Raw genomic sequence first — 21,183 nt, 5'->3', positions numbered from 1 at the left:
TCAGACCTGTGACTTTCCGGATTTGTGCTCCCGGTACTGCTCCGACGCCCGCTTCATCATCTCGCGGGCCCGGGAACGGTCACCCGCGTAGTCGTAGGCGCGCGCGATCCGGTAGGTGCGCACCCAATCGGACGGATCGGCTTCCCACTCATCCTTGACACGGGTGAACAGCTCATCAGCGGAATCCCGCTCGATCCGGCCCGAGGCGCGGCGCGGAAGGTCGTCCACGTCGAGTTCGCGCCCGAGATCGGCGACATCGGCCGCCATGCGCTGATGCTCGATGCCCGACCTCAGCGTCGAGACGATCATCCACACACCGAGAATCGGCAGGACGAGGATGCCGATGCCCAAGCCGATCGAGACCGGCTCCCCCTTGCCCAGCAGGGTGAAGGCCATGCGGCCGAGGATCACGAAGTACACGCACATCGCGACGACCAGGAAGGCGATCATCGCGATGATCGGCCGCGAGTCGGGTCTACGCGACGACACGGGTCACAGATCCATCAGGGTCTCGAGGCCGACGGTGAGGCCGGGCCGTGAGCCGATCTCCTTCACGCCGAGCAGAACGCCCGGGACGAACGAGTTCCGGTCGATGGAGTCGTGACGGATGGTGAGCGTCTCGCCCTGTGTGCCGAACAGCACCTCCTGATGGGCCACCAGGCCTGCCAGCCGGACCGAGTGCACGCGCACACCGTCGACGTCCGCACCACGCGCGCCGTCGAGGCCCGTCGACGTCGCGTCGGGGGACTCACCGAGGCCCGCTTCCTTCCGTGCGGCGGCGATGAGCGAAGCCGTCCGCCCGGCAGTTCCGGACGGGGCGTCCGCCTTATGCGGGTGATGCAGCTCGACGACCTCGACGGAATCGAAGAAGCGCGCCGCCTGCTGGGCGAAATGCATCGACAGAACCGCACCGATGGCGAAGTTGGGGGCGATGAGAACACCGGTCGACGGGCTGTCGGCGAGCCACCCCCGGACCGTCTCGAGACGTTCCCCGGTGAACCCGGTGGTTCCGACGACCGCATGGATCCCGTTGTCGATCAAGAACTTCAGGTTGTCCATGACGACATCTGGATGAGTGAAGTCGACGACGACGTCGGTACCGGAATCGACGAACCCCTGCAGGGCGTCGCCCTTGTCGACGCCGGTGCTGAACTCGATGCCGTCCGCGCCCTCGAGGCCCTCGACGATCGCCGTGCCGACCTTGCCGTTGCTGCCAAGCACACCCGTGCGGATGGCGTCACCCATGAGCGAACCCTTTCGTCGTGATGAGGCCTTCAGTCTATGCGGTGCCGAGTCTGCGAATGCTGCGCCGTGCGAGCAACCATTTGGATCAGTCGATCAACTGAGGTTAAAGTCACATCGATCCACTTCGAGAACACGTTTCACCCGAGGAGCTCCATGCCTGCAATCTCACGCCGAACGCTCCTTCAGGCGACAGCCGCCGGCGCGGCCACGACGGGAGCGGGTGCCGCTCTGGGATCGGTCGGCATCCGGCAGGCCGGACGGGCGAACGCGGCGTCGGGATACCTGGTCGGCGCGGGCAAGGGCGATATGACCGGCGCGATCGCCGGCCAGGGGATGATGGGCTACTCCGATGCCGAGCAGGTAGCCGAAGGACTCCTCCAGCGCACCTGGGCACGCGCCTTCATCATCGCCGACGCAGCCACGGGCGAGCGCGTCCTGTTCATCACCGCCGACATCGCGTGCGTCTTCACCTCGCACCACAACACGCTGCTCGCCGAACTCGCCGAGCGTTACGGCGACACCTACGACGTTCACAACGTCAATGTGAACGCCACGCACAACCACAACTCGTGCGGTGGCACCTCATGGGATTACGCCTACGTGCTGGCCGCCATGGGCCACCGCCGAAACTCACTGACCGCGGAGATCGCCGGCCTTCTCGACGCGGTGAAGCAGGCGCACGACTCCCTGGCACCCGGCACGGTGGAGCTCGGGCACACCGAACTGCACGACGCGAGCGCCAATCGATCGCTCGCCGCATTCACTAACAATCCGGCAGCCGACCGGCACCACTTCCCCGAGCACATCGACCCTCAGGTGACTGCGATCCGACTGCGCCGCAACGGAACCACCATCGGCGAGATCACCTGGTTCGCAACCCACGGCACGTCGTTGACCGACGCCAACTTCCTCATCGGACCGGACAACAAGGGGTACGCCTCGTATCTCGGGGAGCAGCGATCCCCGGGCGTGGTGAGTGCGCACGCTCAGACCAACGCGGGCGACATGACACCCAACCTGTGGCTGCGCAAGATGCACCCTGGCGGACCGACCTCCGACAACCGCGCCAACCGCGTTCTCATCGGCCGCCGTCAGGACGATGCCGGACGCCGGGCACTGGCCGGTGCCCGGCCGATGACCGGTTCCGGCGTGCGCACCGCGACTCGCTACCTGAACCTGGGCGACATGCGCATCGCCGGCGACTACACACCCAACGGCAAGTCCACCCGCACCGCCCCGGCGATGATGGGCGTCGCCGCTGCCGCGACCTCCATGGAGGACAACACCCGCAGTCAGCTGGCGATCCTGAAGGAGGGTATGCGCAACGAACTCGCGATGGCCGTCGGCGCCGGTGACACTCCTACGCCCGAGGCGTGGATGGTGGCCGTCCAGGCGCCGAAAGCCGACCTGTTCCCACTCGGTCTCCTGCCGCCCCGCTCGTGGATCGAGGAGCGACTGCCCATCCAGCTCATCCGCATCGGCGAACTGGTACTGGCCGCCATGCCGTCCGAGACCACGATCGTCGCCGGCCTGCGAATCCGGCGGCTGGTAGCCGACGCGCTGTCGGTTCCGCTGGAGAACGTGCTGCTGCAGGGCTACTCGAACGGCTACAGCCAGTACACGGTGACCCCCGAGGAGTATCTGGCGCAGCAGTACGAGGGCGGCGAGACCCTGTTCGGGCGCTGGACGCTGTGCGCGTACATGCAGGAGTTCCACTCGATGGCGCGGTCGATGGCCCGCGGCAAGCGCGCCCGCGCGGGACGCCGGCCCGCCGACCGCGCCGATCTGCAACCCGATCTCCTCGGCCCGCGGCCCGCAGACACCCCGATGGCGGGCAAGCGTTTCGGACAGGTCGTCTCCTCGGTGCCCACCGCCACCCGGCCGGGGTCCACGGTACGGGTCAGCTTCTGCGGCGCCCACCCCGCCAACCGGGTCCGCCGCGGACACGGAACGCACGGTTACTTCGCGGTGGAAAGATTCACCGGTGCCGGCTGGGAGGTGGTCTACGACGACGACCACGAGTCGACCGAGATGAGATGGGTCCGCCCGGGCGGCAGCTCGTCTGCGTCGAAGGTGACGGTCACCTGGCGCGTCGCTCGCGACGCCGCAGGCGACTACCGAATCCGCTACTTCGGTGACGTCAGATCACCGTCCGGCACGCTCCGCGAGATCAGCGGTAAGACGGGACGGATCAAGGTCGGCTGACCCCGCCCTGCAACCTCCGTCCTGAAACCCCCGCTCTGAAACCTCCGCCCTGAAACGAAGAACCGCCCGCCGCACTCGAGGTGCGGCGGGCGGTGTCGTCGTGCGGGAATCAGGCCTCGGCCGTCTCCTCCGCGCTCTCGTCGGCCTGGTCTGCGTCGTTGCGGACCGGAACGAGGCTGATCTTGCCGCGCTCGTCGATGTCGGCGATCTCCACCTGGAGCTTGTCACCGACCTTGACGACGTCCTCGACCTTGCCGATGCGCTTGCCGTTGCCCAGCTTCGAGATGTGGACGAGACCGTCGCGGCCCGGCAGCAGCGAGACGAACGCGCCGAAGGCGGCCGTCTTCACGACGGTGCCGAGGAAGCGCTCGCCGACCTTCGGCAGCTGCGGGTTGGCGATGGCGTTGACCCTGTCGATCGCAGCCTGCGCGGACGGGCCGTCGACTGCGCCGATGAACACGGTGCCGTCGTCCTCGATCGAGACGTTGGCGCCGGTGTCCTCGGTGATGCCGTTGATCGTCTTGCCCTTGGGGCCGATCAACTCACCGATCTTGTCCAGCGGGATCTTGATCGAGGTGATCCGCGGAGCGAACTCGCTCATCTCGTCCGGCTCGTCGATGGCCTCGGCCAGCACGTCGAGAATGGTCAGCCGGGCCTGCTTGGCCTGACTGAGCGCACCTGCCAGAACCTTGGACGGAATGCCGTCGAGCTTGGTGTCGAGCTGCAGGGCCGTCACGAAGTCCTTGGTACCCGCGACCTTGAAGTCCATGTCGCCGAATGCGTCCTCGGCGCCCAGGATGTCGGTGAGGGCGACGTACCGGGTCTCGGTCTTCCCGTCGATGGTGACCTCGTCGGACACCAGGCCCATGGCGATGCCGGCGACCGGGGCCTTCAGCGGAACACCGGCGTTGAGCATCGAGATGGTCGACGCACAGACCGAGCCCATCGAGGTGGAACCGTTGGACCCGAGAGCCTCGGACACCTGGCGGATCGCGTAGGGGAACTCCTCCACGCTCGGGAGCACCGGCACGAGTGCACGCTCGGCGAGCGCGCCGTGGCCGATCTCGCGGCGCTTCGGCGAGCCGACTCGGCCGGTCTCACCGGTCGAGTACGGCGGGAAGTTGTAGTGGTGCATGTAGCGCTTGCTCGTCTCGGCTCCGAGGGAGTCGATCTTCTGCGCCATCTTCACCATGTCGAGGGTGGTGACGCCCATGATCTGGGTCTCGCCACGCTCGAACAGCGCACTGCCGTGCGCACGCGGAATGACGCCGATCTCCGCCGAGAGTGCACGGATGTCGGTGATGCCACGGCCGTCGATGCGGAAGTGATCGGTCAGGATCCGCTGGCGGACCAGCTTCTTGGTGAGCGATCGGTAGGCGCCCCCGATCTCCGATTCGCGACCCTCGAAGCGCTCACCGAGCGCCTCGAGCACATCGCCCTTGAGTGCGTCGGTGGCGTCGTCGCGCTCCTGCTTGGCGGCGATGGCCAGAGCCTCACCCAAGCGGTCGGTCGCGAACTCGGCGACCGCGTCGTAGACGTCGTCGGCGTACGGCGGGAACAGCGGGAACTCGCGGGTCTCCTTGGCAGCGGCCGAGGCCAGCTGCTTCTGCGCATCGCACAACTGCGCGATGAACGGCTTCGCGGCCTCGAGGCCCTCGGCGACGATGGCCTCGTTCGGGGCCTGTGCGCCACCGGCGATCCGGTCGAGCACGTTATCGGTGGCCTCGGCCTCGACCATCATGATCGCGACGTCGGCATCAGCGCCCGAGCCGGACACGATGCGGCCTGCGACGACCATGTCGAAGACGGCGCCCTCGAGCTGGTCGACGGTCGGGAACGCGACCCACTGGCCCGCGTTGTTCTCCGGACGGCCTTCGCCCTCGCCGGGGAGGGTCGGGATCAGTGCGACGCGCACGGCGCCGACCGGACCCGAGAACGGGAGTCCGGAGATCTGCGTCGAGGCCGATGCGGCGTTGATCGCCACCACGTCGTACAGATCCTGCGGATCGAGCGACAGGATGGTCTCGACGACCTGGACCTCGTTGCGGAGTCCGGCGACGAACGTCGGGCGCAGCGGACGGTCGATCAGGCGGCAGGTGAGGATCGCGTCGGTCGACGGGCGGCCCTCGCGCCGGAAGAACGATCCGGGGATGCGGCCCGCGGCGTACATGCGCTCTTCGACGTCGACGGTCAGCGGGAAGAAGTCGAAGTGCTCCTTCGGTGCCTTCGACGCGGTGGTGGTCGAGAGAATCATCGTTCCCTCGTCCAGGTATGCGGTGACCGCACCGGCTGCCTGCAGAGCGAGGCGACCGGTCTCGAAACGGATGTTGCGCTTTCCGAACGCTCCGTTGTCGATGACGGCGGAGACTTCGGTGATCGAGTCATCGAAGTCGTTGGTGACATCAGTCATGAAGAGAAAAACCCTCTCTGTGCGGTCGCGAACGCCGCGACCGGGATATACAACTGTCGATCCGGCGCTTACGGCGCGACGGATCGTGTGAATGAAGAGACGTGAGAGAGGCCGTGGTCGGACGTGGCAAACGCTCCATGCGTTGCGCGTAGACGGCCTTCGATCGAAGCAGCCGGAATCATGTTCCGGCCGCCACTACCGAGGACCGATCTATCGGGTCACGAACGACGTGCCGTCACCGGCACTTCATTCCGGCTACCAGCCTAACATTCTGGCACGACGAACACCGGAGGCCGCAGACCCGAGTGGGTCTGCGGCCTCCGGTGGTGGTCTCCGGGTGCGTCAGCGACGCATGCCCAGGCGCTCGATCAGCGAGCGGTAACGAGCGATGTCGACGCTCGCGAGGTACTTGAGGAGACGACGGCGACGGCCGACCAGCAGCAGCAGTCCGCGACGGCTGTGGTGATCGTGCTTGTGGGACTTGAGGTGCTCGGTCAGGTCCTTGATGCGCTTGGTCAGCAGTGCGACCTGAGCTTCCGGCGAACCGGTGTCGGTCTCGTGCACGCCGTACTCGCTGAGTACGGCCTTCTTCTCGTCGGCGGTGAGTGCCATGAGAGTTCTCCTTGTTTTTCAGTTCCGTGCTCCAGGCCCCGCCACCAGGCGGAGGGTGCGCCACCACGGACCGCAGCTGACACCAGCCGGTCACGTTACCAGCCGACCCCGGTTAACCGTGAATCCAGGCCGAACCGCGAACCCGGCGCAGCCCTGCGCCTCACTCCTCGGCGGAAAGAATGGTCCGCGTGCGCTCGACGTCGTCCGAGATGGCCTCGATGAGGGCGTCGACGCCGTCGTACGCCGCCATCCCGCGCAGCCGGCTCACGAAGTCGACGGCCACGTGCATCCCGTACAGGTCGGCGTTGACGTCGAGCACGTAGGCCTCGACGGTGCGGTTGCGTCCGGAGAACGTCGGGTTGGTTCCGACGGACACCGACGCAGCGTACCGCTCCCCGACCCGGATGTCGTCGGTCTCCTTGTCACCGAGAACGGTGAACCACGCGGCGTACACGCCGTCACCCGGGATCGCGGCGTGCTCGGGCGGGGCGATGTTCGCGGTCGGAAAACCCAGGTCACGGCCGCGGCGCTCGCCGTGCACGACGACTCCCTCGACACGGTGGGGCCGGCCGAGGGCCTCGGCCGCGAGCTCGACGTCACCTGCCGCGATGCACGATCGGATGTAGGTCGACGAGTACGTGACGGCATGCTCGCCGAACAGCGACACCCCCGTCACCTCGAACCCGAAGCGATTCCCGAGTTCGCGGAGCTTCGGAACGTCGCCGACTGCCTTGTGACCGAACGTGAAGTTGTCGCCGACCACCACTTCCGCGGCGTGCAGCGCCTCGACGAGCATCTCGTGCGCGAAATCCTCGGGTGACTGACCTGCGACGGTCGCGGTGAAGGGAATGACGCAGAAGACGTCGATGCCCATCTCCTCGGCCAGGTCGGCGCGGCGTCGCAGCGTCGACAGCTGCGGCGGATGGGAGCCGGGCCGCACCACTTCGGACGGATGCGGGTCGAACGTCATCAGAACCGACGGCACACCTCGCTCCGCGGCGGCACGCGTCGCGGCGGTCACCAGCTGCGCATGCCCCCGGTGGATCCCGTCGAATACGCCGATGGTGACGACACATCGTCCCCATCCGGCCGGTACGTCATCCAAGCCTCGCCAACGCAACACCCATTAAGACTACGACTCGCCGACCGACACGGCATCCCGCGGTGGGTAAGGTCATGTCCATGCCTGACTCTCGACCGGTCGACGAACTGTCGGCAGTGACCCAGGACTATCTGAAAGTCATCTGGACCTCTCAGGAGTGGTCGGACACGAAGGTCACCACGAAACTGCTGGCCGAAGCACTGAGCGTATCTCCGTCCACGGCTTCGGAGGGCATTCGGAAACTCGCCGACCAGGGCTTGGTGGACCATGCCCCGTACGGTGCGGTGACCCTCACCGATACCGGCCGCGAAGCCGCGGTCGGCATGGTCCGGCGCCACCGTCTGCTCGAGACGTTCCTCGTCCGCGAGCTCGGGTACGGGTGGGACGAGGTTCACGAGGACGCGGAGGTCCTCGAGCACGCCGTGTCCGAACGACTCCTCCGGCACATCGACACCAAACTCGGTCATCCTCGCCGCGACCCGCACGGCGATCCGATCCCGGACGCGAACGGCACGGTCCCGAACGCCGTCGCACTGCACCTGGCCGACCTGGACGTCGACGAGCGCGGGGTGATCACCCGCATCTCGGACTCCGATCCGGAGATGCTGCGCTACTTCGAGGAGATCGGCATCGCCCTGGACTGCCGCGTGCACATGTCCCAGAAGCGACCGTTCGCCGGAACCGTCACGGTCCACGTCAACGACGGCGAGCCGATCCACCTGGGCGACATCGCCGCCCGTGCGATCTTCCTCGACCGGACGTAGCGCCCGCTCGATCAGCGCAGCGTCGCGGGGCGGACCACCATCACCGAACTCGCCCGCCGACCCTTCTCCTGAACCAGCGCGATCGCCTGACCGGACGGGTCGACGACGGTGTAGATCCCGGTACGGCCCACCGGCTCGAGCCAGCGACCCTGACTGATCGACTCGGCCTCGTCGTCGCTGATCGGCCGGTGCGGGAAGCACAGCTTGGCCGCGTCGTCGATGCCCATGCTCAGTCCGGGATCGGCGGTGACCGCTTCCATCGTGCGGGCGTGTTCGAGGGTGAACGGACCGACGGCCGTGCGACGCAGCGCCGTCAGGTGCCCGCCGACCCCCAGCGCCGCACCGAGATCCCGTGCGAGCGAACGTATGTAGGTTCCGGACGAACAGTCGACCTCCACGACCAGGTCGACGAAGTCGCCGTCGCGCCGGGTCTCGAGGACCTCGAAACGCGAGACGGTCACCGGCCGCGCGGCCAGTTCGAACTCGGTGCCGCCGCGGACGAGCGCATGCGCCCGGTGACCGTCGACCTTGATCGCACTCACCTTGGCGGGCACCTGGGAGATCTCGCCGGTCAGGTCCCGTATCCCGGTGGCGATCGCGCCGTCGCCGACATCGCCCGCAGCCGTCGCCTCGGTGACCTCGCCGTCGGCGTCATCCGTCGTCGTCGACTGCCCGAGCCGGATCGTGGCCGCGTACGACTTCGTGGTCAGCGACAGCAGCCCGAGAAGCTTGGTGGCCCGTTCGACACCGATCACCAGCACCCCGGTGGCCATGGGGTCGAGCGTCCCCGCATGGCCGATGCGACGCGTCCCGAAGACCTTGCGGCACTGGGAGACCACGTCGTGGCTCGTCACGCCCGCGGCCTTGTCGACGACGAGCAGGCCGGCGTTCTCGATGGTGGAGTCGGCCATGTCAGGTCAGCGCGATCGAAGTGAGGATCAGCCCGTCCGCGACGACCCAACGACCGGGCAGGGTGAGCAGCGGGTCACCGCCGTCGACCGTCGCGCCGTCGATCAGGATGGTCGAGGTGAAGGTGCCGGTGATGGCACCGCCCTCTGCTGTGCCGTCCCCTGGATCCGCATCGCGCTCGAACGTGATGTGCGCGTCTTCGAATCCGAGCCACCGGTGCGTGAGCGGGAACCACGTCTTGTAGGTGGCCTCCTTCGCGCAGAACAGCAGCCGATCCCAATGCAACTCGTCATCGCGGTCCGCCAGCACCGCGCGCTCCTGGTCGATGGACGTGTGCTCGAGCACCCCGTCGGGCAGCGCGAGGTGCGGTTCGGCGTCGATGCCGAGGGACCGTACCTGCATCGCATACGCCACCACGGCCGCACGATAGCCGTCGCAGTGCGTCAGACTGCCGACCACTTGACTGGGCCACAACGGCATTCCCCGCTCCCCGCGCAGAATCGGCACGGGCTCGAACCCGAGCTGCCCCAGCGCCGTTCGCGCACAGTGCCGGGCAGTGATGAACTCCCGCCTGCGCTTGTCCACGGCCTTCGAGATCAGCCCCTCCTCGGCGGGATGCACGGTGAGTCCCGGCGGATCGTCGAAGGCCTCAGCAGCACCGACACCTGTCGGCATGAGTCGCGAGATCATGCGGCCAATAGTGCCAGAAGCACTCCCTGCCGGACGAGCAGGAGGCGCCCTATCCGCGACCGGAACGACGTGCGCGCCGTTCCTCGATCCGCTTCCGGAATTCGGCGGCCTTCTCCTCGTAATCCGGCGGCAGCTCGAAACGGGCTCCGTGCTCGGGGAGATCGGACGGCGTGATGCCGCCGTCCGGGACGATCGGCCGGAGCAACGGATCCGCCAGACCGCGTCGCTTCCACTCCCGCGGGTACCCGACGGAGACCTCCTCGAACCGGACTCCGTCGTACCAGGTGGTGCGCGGGATGTGCAGGTGGCCGTACACGCTGCACACCGCGTTGAAACGGGTGTGCCAATCGGCGGTCAGCTCGCTGCCGCACCACAGCGCGAACTCGGGGTACATGAGCGCGTCGCACGGCTCGCGGCGCAGCGGCCAGTGGTTGATGAGAACAGTTCGCTCGGTCGGGTCGAGTGCCTCCAGCCGAGTGCGAGTCGCCTCGATCCGGGCCCGCCCCCACGCGTCACGGGTACCGAACGGCTCCGGCGAGAGCAGGAACTCGTCGGTCGCGACGACGTTGCGCTCGCGTGCAACGGCCAGCGCCTGCAGCGCGGAGACCGTGCCCTCGGGCCGGAACGTGTAGTCGTACAGCAGGAACATCGGCACGACGCGCACCGGATCGGAGCCGTCGCCGGGGTCGAACAGCGGGTAGATGTCCTCCGGTGTGACCACTCCGATGTCCCGGCACGCCTGGACGAGGTAGTCGTACCGCGCGACGCCGTGCAGCTGCAGCGGATCCTTCGCCGTCGTGTAGAGCTCGTGGTTACCCGGTACCCAGATCACGGTCGTGAAGCGCGCCGCGAGCCTGCGCAGCGTGTCGATGATGTCGTCGGTGCGCTCGGCGACGTCACCCGCGACGATCAACCAGTCCCCCGCCTGCTTCGGCCGGACCTGGTCGAGGATCTGCTCGTTACCGCGGTGGGACACGTGCAGGTCGCTGATCGCCCAGAGTGTAGCCATGGCGACCATGCTGCCACGGAGCACTGAGCGCGGGGACTACGGTGGGAGTATGACGCAGCGCACACCTGTTCCGCCGCCCACGGTGCAGCTCGAGCACGAGCCGGAGTTGCGACACAATCCCGACCGCGACCGGTACGAACTCTGGTCGGGCGAAGAGCTGATCGGCGTCGCAGGTTACGAGACGAACGACAGCGGAGATCTCATCCTGCTGCACACGGTCGTCACCGAACGGTTCGCCCGCGCGGGGTTCGCACGACTGCTCGTCGCCACGCTGCTGGACACCATCGAGTCCGAAGGTCGCCACGTGGTGCCCGTGTGCACCTACACGCAGTCGTTCATCGAGCGCTTCCCGCAGTACCGCGACGTCGTCGCCGACTACTGGGAGCAGCAGCACTAGGAACCCGGTACCTCGATCACCACACGAACGAGTAGCCGAGAACACCCACGGCCAGCGCCAGCATTCCGAGGCAGTTCACCCAGAACTCCGTTCCGGTGAACCTCGCGCGGACGTGCGCGGCGGTGGCCGCAAGGAAGTAGGCGACGACGCCCGCGCACGCCGCGACGCCGACACCGTCGTACTCGAGGCCGACGAGGAGCCCGGCGACGGCGAGCAGTTTGACGTACACGAGCACCCACCCCCAGTCGAGGGGGAAGCCCACGCCTGCGTAGCACTCTCGGATGAACCTCGGCGGCCTGATCGACATCAGAGCGTCGCCGCCGACGATCGCCGCCAGGATGATCACCGGCCAGGCCGGGTCGGGAGTGAAGAACATCTTCGTGCCTCTCTGTCAGCTCACCGGGTTCATCGCCGCCGGATGAGCACTGCAGCAACGCCCTCGATCTGCGTGCGGATGGCCGCGACGTCGTTCCCGGTGATGGCCGACGTCATCACCAGACCCAGATATGCGAGGTAGACGGCGGTAGCCGCCGCAGTGGCGTCCTCGCCCAATCCGGCGTCGGTGAACACCGTGGCGAAGTCTCGGTGAAGTGCGACGGCGAGCTCGCCGAACACCTCGGTGGAGTGCGTGCCTCGTGCCAGCACGGCGCCGTACTCGCGCGCCAGGTCCATGTCGGCGGCGAAGATGTCGAGGAACGGCTGCACGACGTCACCGATCCGGTCGATCGGCGAGGTCGCGGTATTCGCCCCCACAGGCGCCGCATCGCCCGCACGTCCACGATGCACTGCCCCGATCCAGCGATCGAACGAGGCGATCAGGAGCGCGTCCTTGTCTCCGACGGACATGACCGTCCCCACGCTGACCTGAGCTGCGGCGGCGATCCTCCGGACAGTGGTGTCCGCGAAGCCGTACTCGGTGAACAAGCTCTGCGCGGCGGTGATGACGTGCTCGCGCGTCCGCTCGCGCTGCACCTCACGCCCTGACTGAACACGTTCATTGAACATGTTCATTACATTAGTCCGCGCGGTATCCGGCCGTCAACGCACCCATACCCCGGAACGCACGCGCCACACCACCGCACCGAGGCGGGTGATCATGAACGACATCAGTCCCGCCCAGATGCCGGCCAGCCCCCAGTCGAACACCAACGACAGCCAGATCATCGGCAGGAACGCACACAGCGCACCGGCCAGGGTCGCGGTCCGCAGGAAAGCCGCGTCACCGCTGCCCAGCAGTACGCCGTCGAGCGCGAAGACCACGCCGGCGATCGGCAGCATCGCGACGAAGAACCACCACGGAGTAGCGATCGCATCGAGTACCCCGGAGTCGGAGGTGAAGATCCGCGGCAGCACCCCCGCACCCGCTGCCAGCACCGCACCCAGACCCACCGCTACGGCGAGCGACACCGCGGTCACATGCCGGGCGGTGCGACGAGCCGCATCGAAGGTCCTGGCCCCGAGCGCGGCGCCGACGAGTTGCTGCGCGGCTATCGCGAGCGAATCGAGCAGCAGCGACATGAACTCCCACAGTTGCAGGACCACCTGATGGGCCGCGACCTGTGCGACACCGAATCGCGCGGCGACCGCAGCCGCGGATACGAAGCAGATCTGGAACGACATGCTGCGCAGGATCAGGTCGCGTCCCATCGACAGTTGCGCCGTGATCCGGGATCGCTGCGGCGCCAGACCGATCGACCGGCTCCTGGACGCCTCACGGTGCAGACGTGCGCCGAACAGGATTCCGGTGATCGACTGCCCCACCAAGTTCGACACGGCGCTGCCCTCGAGGCCGAGTCGTGGCATCGGCCCGACGCCGTGGACCAGACCGACGCACAGCACCGCTCCGACACCGAGACCGCACACCACGTAGATCACCGGCCGCCGCGCCTCCTGCACGCCGCGCATCCAGCCATTGCCCGCCATCGCCACGAGAATGACCGGCACCCCGAACACGGCGATCCGGAGCCACCGCGCAGCGTCGGCGGCCACGGCGGCATCCGGCACCAGCACCGAGGTCACCCACGGAGCGGACAGCCAGGCCGCGACGACGATCAACGCGCCGACGCCCAGTGCGATCCACGTCGCCTGGACTCCCTCGGAGACGGCCCCGTCGCGGTCGCCCGCACCGTAGGAGCGAGCCGAGCGAGCCGTCGTGCCGTACGAGAGGAACGTGAGCTGAGTGCTGATGACCGCGAGCACGAGAGTCGCCACCGCGAGTGCCGCGAGCTCGGTTGCACCGAGTCGGCCGACGACCGCCAGGTCGAGCATCAGGTAGAGGGGCGGTGCGATGAGCACCACGAGTGCCGACGACGCGAGTCGCAGCATCGCGTACTACTCGCTGTTCGCTGAGCGTTCGAGCTCCGCGCGCAACCTCGCGACGACCTCGTCCGCCGTCCCGGAATCGGAGTAGCCCGCAGCGCGCGTATGTCCGCCGCCGCCGAGCGCACGCGCTACCGGGACCAGGTCCACGCTGGTCTTGCTACGCAGCGAGACTGCCCAGGATCCCGGCGTCGACTCCTTGAATACCGCGGCGACTTCCGCTTCGCGCGCGGTTCGCACCACGTCGATCACGCTCTCGGACTCGTCCCAGCTCATTCCGCCCAGTTGGTCGGCCAGAACCGTCGCGACCACCAGGCCCCTGCCGCCGCATGCCGTCTCGTCCAGGTGGGACGAGGCGAGCACATCCGACAGCATGCGCAGCCACGGGTACGGGTGCGAGTCCAACAGCACCCGACTCCACTTCGCGGCGTTCACTCCTGCGTGCAGCAGCCGGGCTGCGACTTCGAAAGACGCCGGTCGAGCCCACTTGAACGACCCCGTGTCGGTGACCAGACCCGCGTACAGGCAGGTCGCGATGTCGGCGGTCAGCTCCACGCCGAGCTCGTCCAGCACGTCCAGGATGAGGACTGCAGTGCAGTCGGACTCCGAGTCGACCAGATCGAAGTCGCCGAAGCCCGGATTCGAGACATGATGGTCGATGCAGATCGTGCGGCTCGCCGCCGTGAACACACTCTCGTAGTCTCCGAGCCGGCCCACCGACGCGGCGTCGACCGCGACCGCGATCTCCCCCGGCGACGGTGCCGACAACGGTGCCAGCAGCTCGGCACCGGGCAGCTCACGCAGTGTTCGCGGGAGTGTCTCCGGGCCCGAGAAGCCGCAGCGCACCGGGATGCCCAGCGACACGAGCCCCAGACCGAGGCCGAGAGCACTGCCGATGGTGTCCGGGTCGGGCCGCACGTGACTGATGATCACCACCGAGTCGGCCCCCGACAGAACAGAGGCGACCGTCCCTGCGGAAGCCCGGTTCACCCTCTGGCGTCCTGACCGGCTTCGCCGTCCTCGTGATAGTAGGGATCGTCATCGCCCGCGGGCTCGGCGTCCCTCGCCGCACGCGCGACGAGCTCGTCCTGAGCCCGCGCTTTCGCCAGCAGTTCGTCCATCGCGCGAGTGGCATCGGGCACGGTGTCGAGTTCGAACCGCAGAGTCGGCGTGAACCGCACACCGGTCCCGGCACCGACCTTGGAGCGGAGCACGCCGGTGGCGGCGGCCAGTCCGGCCGCCGCCTCCGCGTAATCGGGTTCAGCATCGATCGTCGAACCCATCACGGTGTAGTACACCGTCGCGTCGTGCAGATCGCCGGTCACCCGGGTATCCGTGATCGTGACGTGTGCCAGACGCGGATCCTTGATCTCGCCACTGATCGCCGACGCGACGATGGTCGTGATTCGCTTCGCGAGCCGTTGGGCCCGAGCAGCATCAACCATTGATCGACTCCCCTAAATCCGATTCCCCGGTACCGGGTGCACGCACCCGGTACCGAGCCTTCTCAACTAGTCCCGCGCCTTCTCGACCATCTCGTAGGTCTCGATGACATCGTCGATCTTGATGTCGCCGTACGTGAGCGTCAGACCGCACTCGAAGCCCTCGCGAACCTCGGTCACGTCATCCTTCTCGCGCCGCAGCGAAGACACCGTCAGATTCTCGGCGACCACTGTGTTGTCGCGCAGCAGTCGTGCCTTCGCATTGCGACGGACGACACCCGACTGCACCATGCAACCCGCGATGTTGCCGACCTTGGACGACTTGAAGATCGCTCGGATCTCGGTGCGCCCCAGCTCGACCTCTTCGTAGATCGGCTTGAGCATGCCCTTCAGAGCCGCTTCGATCTCGTCGATCGCCTTGTAGATTATCGAGTAGTAACGGATCTCGACGCCCTCGCGCTTCGCCAGCTCCGTCGCCTTGCCCTCGGCGCGGACGTTGAAGCCGATGATGATCGCATCGGAGGCCGTTGCCAGGTCGACGTTGGTCTCGGTGACGCCACCGACACCGCGGTCGATGATGCGCAGCGACACCTCGTCGTCGATCTCGATGCCCATGAGCGCCTCTTCGAGCGCCTCGACGGTGCCCGAGTTGTCGCCCTTGAGGATCAGGTTCAGCTGACTGGTCTCCCTCAGCGCCGAATCCAGATCCTCCAGGCTGATCCGCTTGCGACTGCGCGCCGCCAGGGCATTGCGCTTGCGCGCCGACCGACGATCGGCGATCTGACGCGCGGTGCGATCCTCCTGGACGACCAGCACGTTGTCGCCGGCACCCGGAACCGACGTGAAGCCGATGACCTGGACCGGACGCGACGGGTACGCCTCCGTGATGTCGTCGCCGTGCTCGTCGACCATGCGACGAACACGACCGTACGCATCGCCCGCGACGATCGAGTCGCCGACGCGCAGCGTTCCGCGCTGGATGAGGACTGTCGCGACCGGGCCGCGGCCACGGTCGAGGTGCGCCTCGATCGCCACGCCCTGCGCATCCATCTCCGGGTTCGCACGAAGATCGAGCGATGCGTCGGCGGTCAGCAGGACCGCCTCGAGCAGCGCATCGATGTTCTCGCCCTGCTTCGCCGAGATATCGACGAACATGGTCTCGCCGCCGTACTCCTCGGGGACCAGACCGTACTCGGTCAGCTGGCCGCGGATCTTGGCCGGATCGGCGCCTTCCTTGTCGATCTTGTTGACCGCCACCACGACCGGCACGTCAGCGGCCTGTGCGTGGTTCACGGCCTCGACCGTCTGCGGCATCACGCCGTCGTCGGCTGCGACGACCAGGATCGCGATGTCCGTGGCCTTCGCACCACGAGCACGCATGGCGGTGAACGCCTCGTGACCCGGGGTGTCGATGAAGGTGACCAGACGGTCATCGCCGTTCAGGTGAGTGTTCACCTGGTACGCACCGATGTGCTGGGTGATGCCACCGGCCTCGCCCGCACCGACGTTCTCCTTGCGGATCGTGTCGAGGAGTCGGGTCTTACCGTGGTCGACGTGACCCATCACGGTGACCACCGGCGGGCGCTGCTGCAGGTCCTCGTCCTCACCGGTGTTCTCACCGTAGGTCAGGTCGAACGCCTTCAGCAGCTCGCGGTCCTCGTCCTCAGGGCTGACGACCTGGACCTTGTAGTTCATCTCCGAGCCGAGCAGCTCGAGCGTCTCGTCGTTGACCGACTCGGTCGCCGTCACCATCTCGCCGAGGTTGAACATCGCCTGGACCAGTGCTGCCGGGTTGGCGTCGATCTTGTCGGCGAAGTCCGACAGCGATGCGCCACGCGGGAGACGGATCGTCTCGCCGTTGCCGTACGGCAGACGGACGCCGCCGACGCTGGGCGCCTGCATCGAGTCGTACTCTTGACGCTTCTGACGCTTCGACTTGCGGCCCCTTCGGGGTGCACCGCCGGGACGACCGAACGCGCCGGCCGCACCGCCACCGCGACCGCGACCGCCGCCACCGGGACGACCGCGGAAACCGCCGCCGGGACCACCGGGGCCGCCGCGGAAACCGCCGCCGCCACCGCCGTTGCGTCCACCCGGACCGCCACGGCCACCCGGCCGGGCGTTAGGTCCGGCCGCACGCTGCGGCATGGCGCCCGGAGACGGGCGCGACGGCATGTTGCCGGGGGTCGGACGAGGTCCGCCCTGACCGGCCGCCGGACGTCCTGCTCCGGCTGGGCCGGGACGGCCTGCGCCGCCGGGACGACCGCCACCTGGACGCGGTCCGCCCTGACCGGGCCCGGGACGGGGACCGGACGGGCGCGGCGAGGGTGCCGGAGCCGAGGAGAAGGGGTTGTTGCCCACACGCGGCGGGCGCGGGCCGGGACGAGGTCCCGGGCGCGGGCCTGCAGCTGGGGTCGACGGCGCCTCTGGTGCCGCAGGCTTGGGTGCTGCGGGCTTCGGGGCCGCGGGCTTGGGGCCCGGTGCAGCCGGCTTCGGGCCGGAAGCTGCCGGCGCCGACGGGGCGGCCGGTGCTGCGGGCTCGGGCGTCGCCGGTGCAGCCGCGGGAGCGGCCGGTGCGGCCGGTCCCGGCTTGGGTGCCGAGTCGGACGGCTTCGCAGCCGGTGCACCGGGCTTCGCGGCCGGCTTCGCACCGGGCTTCGCCGACGAGGATTTGGGGGCGGACGCCGGTGCGGCGTCCGATCCACCGGTGTCACCGGTGGGGAATGATTCGCGAAGCCGACGGGCCACGGGGGCCTCGACGGTCGACGACGCGGACTTGACGAACTCGCCTTGCTCCTTCAGACGTTCCAGCACCTTCTTGCTGGGAACGCCGATCTCCTTGGCCAGTTCGTGAACGCGGGCCTTGCCTGCCACTGCTCTCCTCACTTGGAGGTCGAGCGGGCTACCCGCTGCGACCTCGATCTATTCGGTCAACGTGCTCATCGTGGAGACTTCACGGTGTGCTCATGTCTTCTGCTACCTGTCCTGATTCCCTGCGGAACCGTCTCGGTTGATCTCGGCGATCAGATCGTCGAGGTCGTCTGGATTCACGGTGAGACCGCGATCCCGTAGCGCCGGACCGAAGGCGCGCCGCCGCACCGCGGCCGACACGCAGTCGGACTCTCGATGCAGCCAGGCGCCACGTCCCGGCAAGCTCCCCGCCGTGTCCACCGCCACAGTGCGCACACCATCGTCTGCGCAACGGGCAACTACTCGCACCATGTCAGGGGCTTGATCGCGCCGTCGGCAACCGATGCACGTGCGGACCGGTGAGGTCGACGGTCGGAGGGCCACGAGTCAGTCTATCTCATCATCGGGGCTGACCGTGACCTCGCCGTCGCTGAGAACCTCCATCCGAGGTCCGCCATCGCCTGCGTCCGAGCGGATGTCGATCCGCCATCCAGTCAGGCGCGCAGCGAGCCGCGCGTTCTGGCCTTCCTTGCCGATCGCGAGCGACAACTGGTAATCGGGCACGATCACCCGGGCCGCCTTGGTCTCCAGGTCGATGACCGTCACCGACATCACCTTCGCAGGCGACAGCGCATTGCCCACGAACACGGCCGGGTCGTTCGCGTAATCGATGATGTCGATCTTCTCACCGGACAGCTCGCTCATCACATTGCGTACACGCTGCCCCATCGGACCGATGCAGGCGCCCTTCGCGTTAAGACCGTTGACGCCGGTGTGAACGGCGATCTTCGACCGATGACCTGCCTCGCGGGCGACGGCGACGATCTCGACCGAGCCGTCCTCGATCTCGGGCACCTCAAGCGAGAACAGTTTGCGGACCAGGTTCGGGTGAGTTCGCGAGAGGGTGATCTGCGGGCCGCGCATCCCGCGGCTGACACCGACGACGTAGCACTTGATGCGGTCACCGTGGTTGTACTTCTCACCCGGCACCTGCTCGACGGAGGGAATGATGCCCTCGGTCGCGTTGGCATCCGTGCCGATCCGGACGACGACGATGCCCTTGGCGTTGAGTCGCGAGTCGGCCTGGACGACGCCGCCGACCACTTCGCCCTCGTGAGCCACCAGGTCGCCGTAGGTCTTCTCGTTCTCGGCGTCGCGCAGACGCTGCAGGATCACCTGGCGCGCAGTCGTCGCGGCGATCCGGCCGAAGCCCTCGGGAGTGTCGTCCCACTCGTGAACGACGTCGCCGCCCTCGCCGAGTTCCTGGGCCATCACCCGGACTTCTCCGCTCTTGCGGTTGACGTCGATTCGCGCGTGCTGCGCGAAGCCCTCAGTGTGCCGGTAGGCGGTGAGCAGGGCGGTCTCGATCGCCGTGATCACGGTGTCGATGGACACGCCCTTGTCCGCCTCGATCAGTCGGAGCGCGCTGATGTCGATGTGCATGGTGACTCCTATTCGCTTGTCGTGTTGAGTTGTCTGTTCAGTTGTCAGTTGTCTGATCGCCGGACGGCTGATTCCGGATGCCGCATCTGGGCTGCCGGATTCAGGTTTCGTTCGGGGTCCGGCGCCGCGCGATCTCGGCGTCGTCGAGACCGCAGGCCCGCAGCTCGGCTTCACCTGGGCGCCGGAAATCGACGTCGACCACGGCGCTGGTGACCGCCGCCAGGGGAACGTTCACGGTCGAGATCCGGCCCTTGTCCGCCTTCACGACGGTGACCGACTCCGGGTCCCCTGCGTCGGCCCCGTCGAGTGCCCCGATACGGCCGGTGAGCTCAGCAGCCGATCCGTCGACCGTGTACTCGATCTTCGCGGTGCGTCCCGCAGCGCGGCGCCAATGCCGCGGCCGGGTGAGCTGACGGCCGATCCCGGGAGTGGTGAGTTCGAGTTCGTAGTGCTGCTCGCCCATGACGTCGGCGGCGTCGAGAACCGCACCGAGTTCGCGGCTCAGGTCCGCCAGCTCGTCGAGCGGCGCGCCGCCGTCCTTGTCGATCACCACGCGAACGTCGCGGCGTCCGGGCGGAGTCAGGAGCACGACCTCCTCGAGGTCGTATCCCGCCGCCACGAGAATCGGCTCCACCGCAGCACCGATCGCTTCGGTCCTGTCGCCACTCATCGCAGTCCTCTCGGTCGGCGTCCAGCCCACTCTACGTCCGGCGAGATGCTCGGATCAGGGCCTGCTGAGTGTAGTCGATCGCGGGAACTGGCAGAATTCGTCGGGTGACCGTCCGCCCTGAACCTCTTCCCCGCTCCCGCCAGACGCACAGCCGCCGCGCGCCATCGCGGCGCACGGTCCTGCGAGGCGCCGTCGCAGTCCCGGTGGCGGTGGCCGTCGGTGCGTCGATCAGCGCATGCACCGATACCGCGAGCGAGCGCCGCGAAGACGCCGAGAGGCTCGTTCCGCATGCACGGGAAGCCCTCCGTCAACAGCGGGCAGCGCAATCGCTCGCACCCCGCAACACCGACTACACGGCGGCGCTGACGGCGGTCGCCGAGCAGCGCGGCCAGCATGCGAAGTCGCTCAGCGACGAGATCAATCGGGTGAACTCGTCGTCGGCCGATCAGATCGACGATGCCGGCACCCCGCCGATCGGTCTCGACGCGCTGCGCACCGCGCTCGAGACGACCACCCGCACCTCTGCAGCGGCCGCTGTCGGGGAGTCCGGATATGCGGCTGGTCTGCTTGCATCGATCTCCGCGTCCTGCAAGACCATGACGGAGGTGCAGCTCGCATGAGCCAGTCTGACGCTCTCATCGCCGCCACGGACGCTGAACTGGCCGCGATCTTCACCTACGGAACATCGACCGCGTTCGTCGGTTCCGGCGAGCGCAACACCGTCACCGAGTACATCGCCGAGCACCGGGTCCGGCGTGACCAGCTCAACACGATGGTCGTCGCGTCGGGCGAACAGGAGCGGGTCCCCGCCGCCGGGTACGCGCTGACCACCGACATCACCGATGCGGGGTCAGCCCAGAAGGCGCTGCTTGCCGCGGAGGAGTCGTGCGCGACCGCCTACCTCGCACTCGTCGAGCAGGCAGACGATCCGAACGTGCGGCGCAACGGCGTCGACGGGCTCAGCGAGTGCGCCCTGCGGATCGCGCACTGGCGAGAGGTCGCGGGAATCACTCCCGTGACCGTCCCCTTCCCGGGACGCTAGTAGCCGCTCCCCGC

General features: G+C 67.7%; 22 protein-coding genes. 5 read left to right on the top strand and 17 right to left on the bottom strand.

The window, feature by feature from the left end:
• Entirely contained in the window at nt 1–450 is a 450-nt protein-coding gene (locus tag FO044_RS06160) for a hypothetical protein (protein WP_235831503.1), read from the bottom strand.
• Between the two features lie 42 nt (nt 451–492).
• Complete coding sequence (dapB, locus tag FO044_RS06155; protein WP_132993597.1) at nt 493–1,245, bottom strand: 4-hydroxy-tetrahydrodipicolinate reductase; 753 nt, start codon at nt 1,243–1,245, stop codon at nt 493–495.
• Between the two features lie 153 nt (nt 1,246–1,398).
• Between dapB and FO044_RS06150 the strand changes: the two genes are divergently transcribed.
• Complete coding sequence (locus FO044_RS06150) at nt 1,399–3,450, top strand: neutral/alkaline non-lysosomal ceramidase N-terminal domain-containing protein (protein WP_132993598.1); 2,052 nt, start codon at nt 1,399–1,401, stop codon at nt 3,448–3,450.
• A gap of 109 nt (nt 3,451–3,559) precedes the next feature.
• On the opposite strand, the gene FO044_RS06145 is transcribed toward FO044_RS06150, so the two are convergent.
• From FO044_RS06145 to FO044_RS06135, 3 genes are all read right to left on the bottom strand, one after another.
• Entirely contained in the window at nt 3,560–5,860 is a 2,301-nt protein-coding gene (locus FO044_RS06145) for a polyribonucleotide nucleotidyltransferase (protein ID WP_132993599.1), read from the bottom strand.
• Nucleotides 5,861–6,202: 342 nt separating this feature from the next.
• Nucleotides 6,203–6,472, bottom strand: a complete 270-nt coding sequence (gene rpsO / locus FO044_RS06140; protein ID WP_132993600.1) for a 30S ribosomal protein S15 — start codon at nt 6,470–6,472, stop codon at nt 6,203–6,205.
• Nucleotides 6,473–6,632: 160 nt separating this feature from the next.
• Nucleotides 6,633–7,595 carry a bifunctional riboflavin kinase/FAD synthetase gene (locus FO044_RS06135; RefSeq protein WP_132993601.1) on the bottom strand — a complete coding sequence of 321 codons (963 nt, stop codon included), beginning with the start codon at nt 7,593–7,595 and terminating at the stop codon, nt 6,633–6,635.
• A 59-nt stretch (nt 7,596–7,654) separates the two neighbouring features.
• Between FO044_RS06135 and FO044_RS06130 the strand changes: the two genes are divergently transcribed.
• Nucleotides 7,655–8,338, top strand: a complete 684-nt coding sequence (locus tag FO044_RS06130) for a metal-dependent transcriptional regulator (RefSeq protein ID WP_132993602.1) — start codon at nt 7,655–7,657, stop codon at nt 8,336–8,338.
• Between the two features lie 11 nt (nt 8,339–8,349).
• Here the strand turns inward: FO044_RS06130 and truB are convergent, their stop codons facing one another.
• The 3 genes from truB to FO044_RS06115 are packed head-to-tail and all read right to left on the bottom strand — an operon-like array spanning nt 8,350 to nt 10,946.
• Nucleotides 8,350–9,249 (bottom strand): tRNA pseudouridine(55) synthase TruB, encoded by a 900-nt coding sequence (gene truB, locus FO044_RS06125; RefSeq protein WP_132993603.1) that lies wholly within the window; start codon nt 9,247–9,249, stop codon nt 8,350–8,352.
• A 1-nt stretch (nt 9,250) separates the two neighbouring features.
• Nucleotides 9,251–9,937 (bottom strand): 4'-phosphopantetheinyl transferase family protein, encoded by a 687-nt coding sequence (locus tag FO044_RS06120; RefSeq protein ID WP_132993604.1) that lies wholly within the window; start codon nt 9,935–9,937, stop codon nt 9,251–9,253.
• A gap of 49 nt (nt 9,938–9,986) precedes the next feature.
• Nucleotides 9,987–10,946, bottom strand: a complete 960-nt coding sequence (locus tag FO044_RS06115; RefSeq protein ID WP_132993605.1) for a metallophosphoesterase family protein — start codon at nt 10,944–10,946, stop codon at nt 9,987–9,989.
• Nucleotides 10,947–10,995: 49 nt separating this feature from the next.
• On the opposite strand from FO044_RS06115, the gene FO044_RS06110 reads away from it, so the two are divergent.
• Complete coding sequence (locus FO044_RS06110; RefSeq protein WP_132993606.1) at nt 10,996–11,343, top strand: GNAT family N-acetyltransferase; 348 nt, start codon at nt 10,996–10,998, stop codon at nt 11,341–11,343.
• Between the two features lie 16 nt (nt 11,344–11,359).
• Here FO044_RS06110 and FO044_RS06105 read toward each other — a convergent pair whose 3' ends face one another.
• The 9 genes from FO044_RS06105 to rimP all read right to left on the bottom strand — a co-directional run bounded on the left by FO044_RS06105 (nt 11,360) and on the right by rimP (nt 20,127).
• Nucleotides 11,360–11,719 carry a DoxX family protein gene (locus FO044_RS06105; protein WP_132993607.1) on the bottom strand — a complete coding sequence of 120 codons (360 nt, stop codon included), beginning with the start codon at nt 11,717–11,719 and terminating at the stop codon, nt 11,360–11,362.
• Nucleotides 11,720–11,748: 29 nt separating this feature from the next.
• The gene (locus FO044_RS06100; RefSeq protein WP_235831484.1) at nt 11,749–12,348 is read right to left on the bottom strand and encodes a TetR/AcrR family transcriptional regulator; all 600 of its coding nucleotides are present in this window, start codon (nt 12,346–12,348) and stop codon (nt 11,749–11,751) included.
• A gap of 33 nt (nt 12,349–12,381) precedes the next feature.
• Nucleotides 12,382–13,668, bottom strand: coding sequence for an MATE family efflux transporter (locus FO044_RS06095; protein WP_132993609.1), 1,287 nt, complete (start codon nt 13,666–13,668; stop codon nt 12,382–12,384).
• A 6-nt stretch (nt 13,669–13,674) separates the two neighbouring features.
• The gene (locus FO044_RS06090) at nt 13,675–14,652 is read right to left on the bottom strand and encodes a DHH family phosphoesterase (RefSeq protein ID WP_132993610.1); all 978 of its coding nucleotides are present in this window, start codon (nt 14,650–14,652) and stop codon (nt 13,675–13,677) included.
• Nucleotides 14,649–15,107: a 30S ribosome-binding factor RbfA gene (rbfA, locus tag FO044_RS06085; RefSeq protein ID WP_143965434.1), complete on the bottom strand. Its 459-nt coding sequence runs from the start codon at nt 15,105–15,107 to the stop codon at nt 14,649–14,651. The genes FO044_RS06090 and rbfA overlap by 4 nt, the downstream gene beginning before the upstream one ends.
• A 66-nt stretch (nt 15,108–15,173) precedes the next feature.
• The gene (gene infB / locus FO044_RS06080; RefSeq protein ID WP_143965433.1) at nt 15,174–17,978 is read right to left on the bottom strand and encodes a translation initiation factor IF-2; all 2,805 of its coding nucleotides are present in this window, start codon (nt 17,976–17,978) and stop codon (nt 15,174–15,176) included.
• Between the two features lie 102 nt (nt 17,979–18,080).
• Entirely contained in the window at nt 18,081–18,326 is a 246-nt protein-coding gene (locus tag FO044_RS06075; protein WP_235831485.1) for a YlxR family protein, read from the bottom strand.
• Between the two features lie 75 nt (nt 18,327–18,401).
• A complete protein-coding gene (gene nusA / locus FO044_RS06070) occupies nt 18,402–19,457 on the bottom strand; it encodes a transcription termination factor NusA (RefSeq protein WP_132993614.1) in 1,056 nt (351 codons plus the stop codon).
• Nucleotides 19,458–19,557: 100 nt separating this feature from the next.
• Nucleotides 19,558–20,127, bottom strand: coding sequence for a ribosome maturation factor RimP (gene rimP, locus FO044_RS06065; protein ID WP_132993615.1), 570 nt, complete (start codon nt 20,125–20,127; stop codon nt 19,558–19,560).
• A 104-nt stretch (nt 20,128–20,231) separates the two neighbouring features.
• Between rimP and FO044_RS06060 the strand changes: the two genes are divergently transcribed.
• Together FO044_RS06060 and FO044_RS06055 are read left to right on the top strand one after the other, a co-directional pair.
• Nucleotides 20,232–20,747 carry a hypothetical protein gene (locus tag FO044_RS06060; RefSeq protein WP_244945795.1) on the top strand — a complete coding sequence of 172 codons (516 nt, stop codon included), beginning with the start codon at nt 20,232–20,234 and terminating at the stop codon, nt 20,745–20,747.
• Entirely contained in the window at nt 20,744–21,169 is a 426-nt protein-coding gene (locus FO044_RS06055) for a ferritin-like domain-containing protein (protein ID WP_143965432.1), read from the top strand. The genes FO044_RS06060 and FO044_RS06055 overlap by 4 nt, the downstream gene beginning before the upstream one ends.
• Nucleotides 21,170–21,183: the final 14 nt, after the last annotated feature.

This window comes from Gordonia zhaorongruii (assembly GCF_007559005.1).
Lineage (GTDB): Bacteria > Actinomycetota > Actinomycetes > Mycobacteriales > Mycobacteriaceae > Gordonia > Gordonia zhaorongruii.
This window is presented reverse-complemented; position numbering and strand designations above follow the sequence as displayed.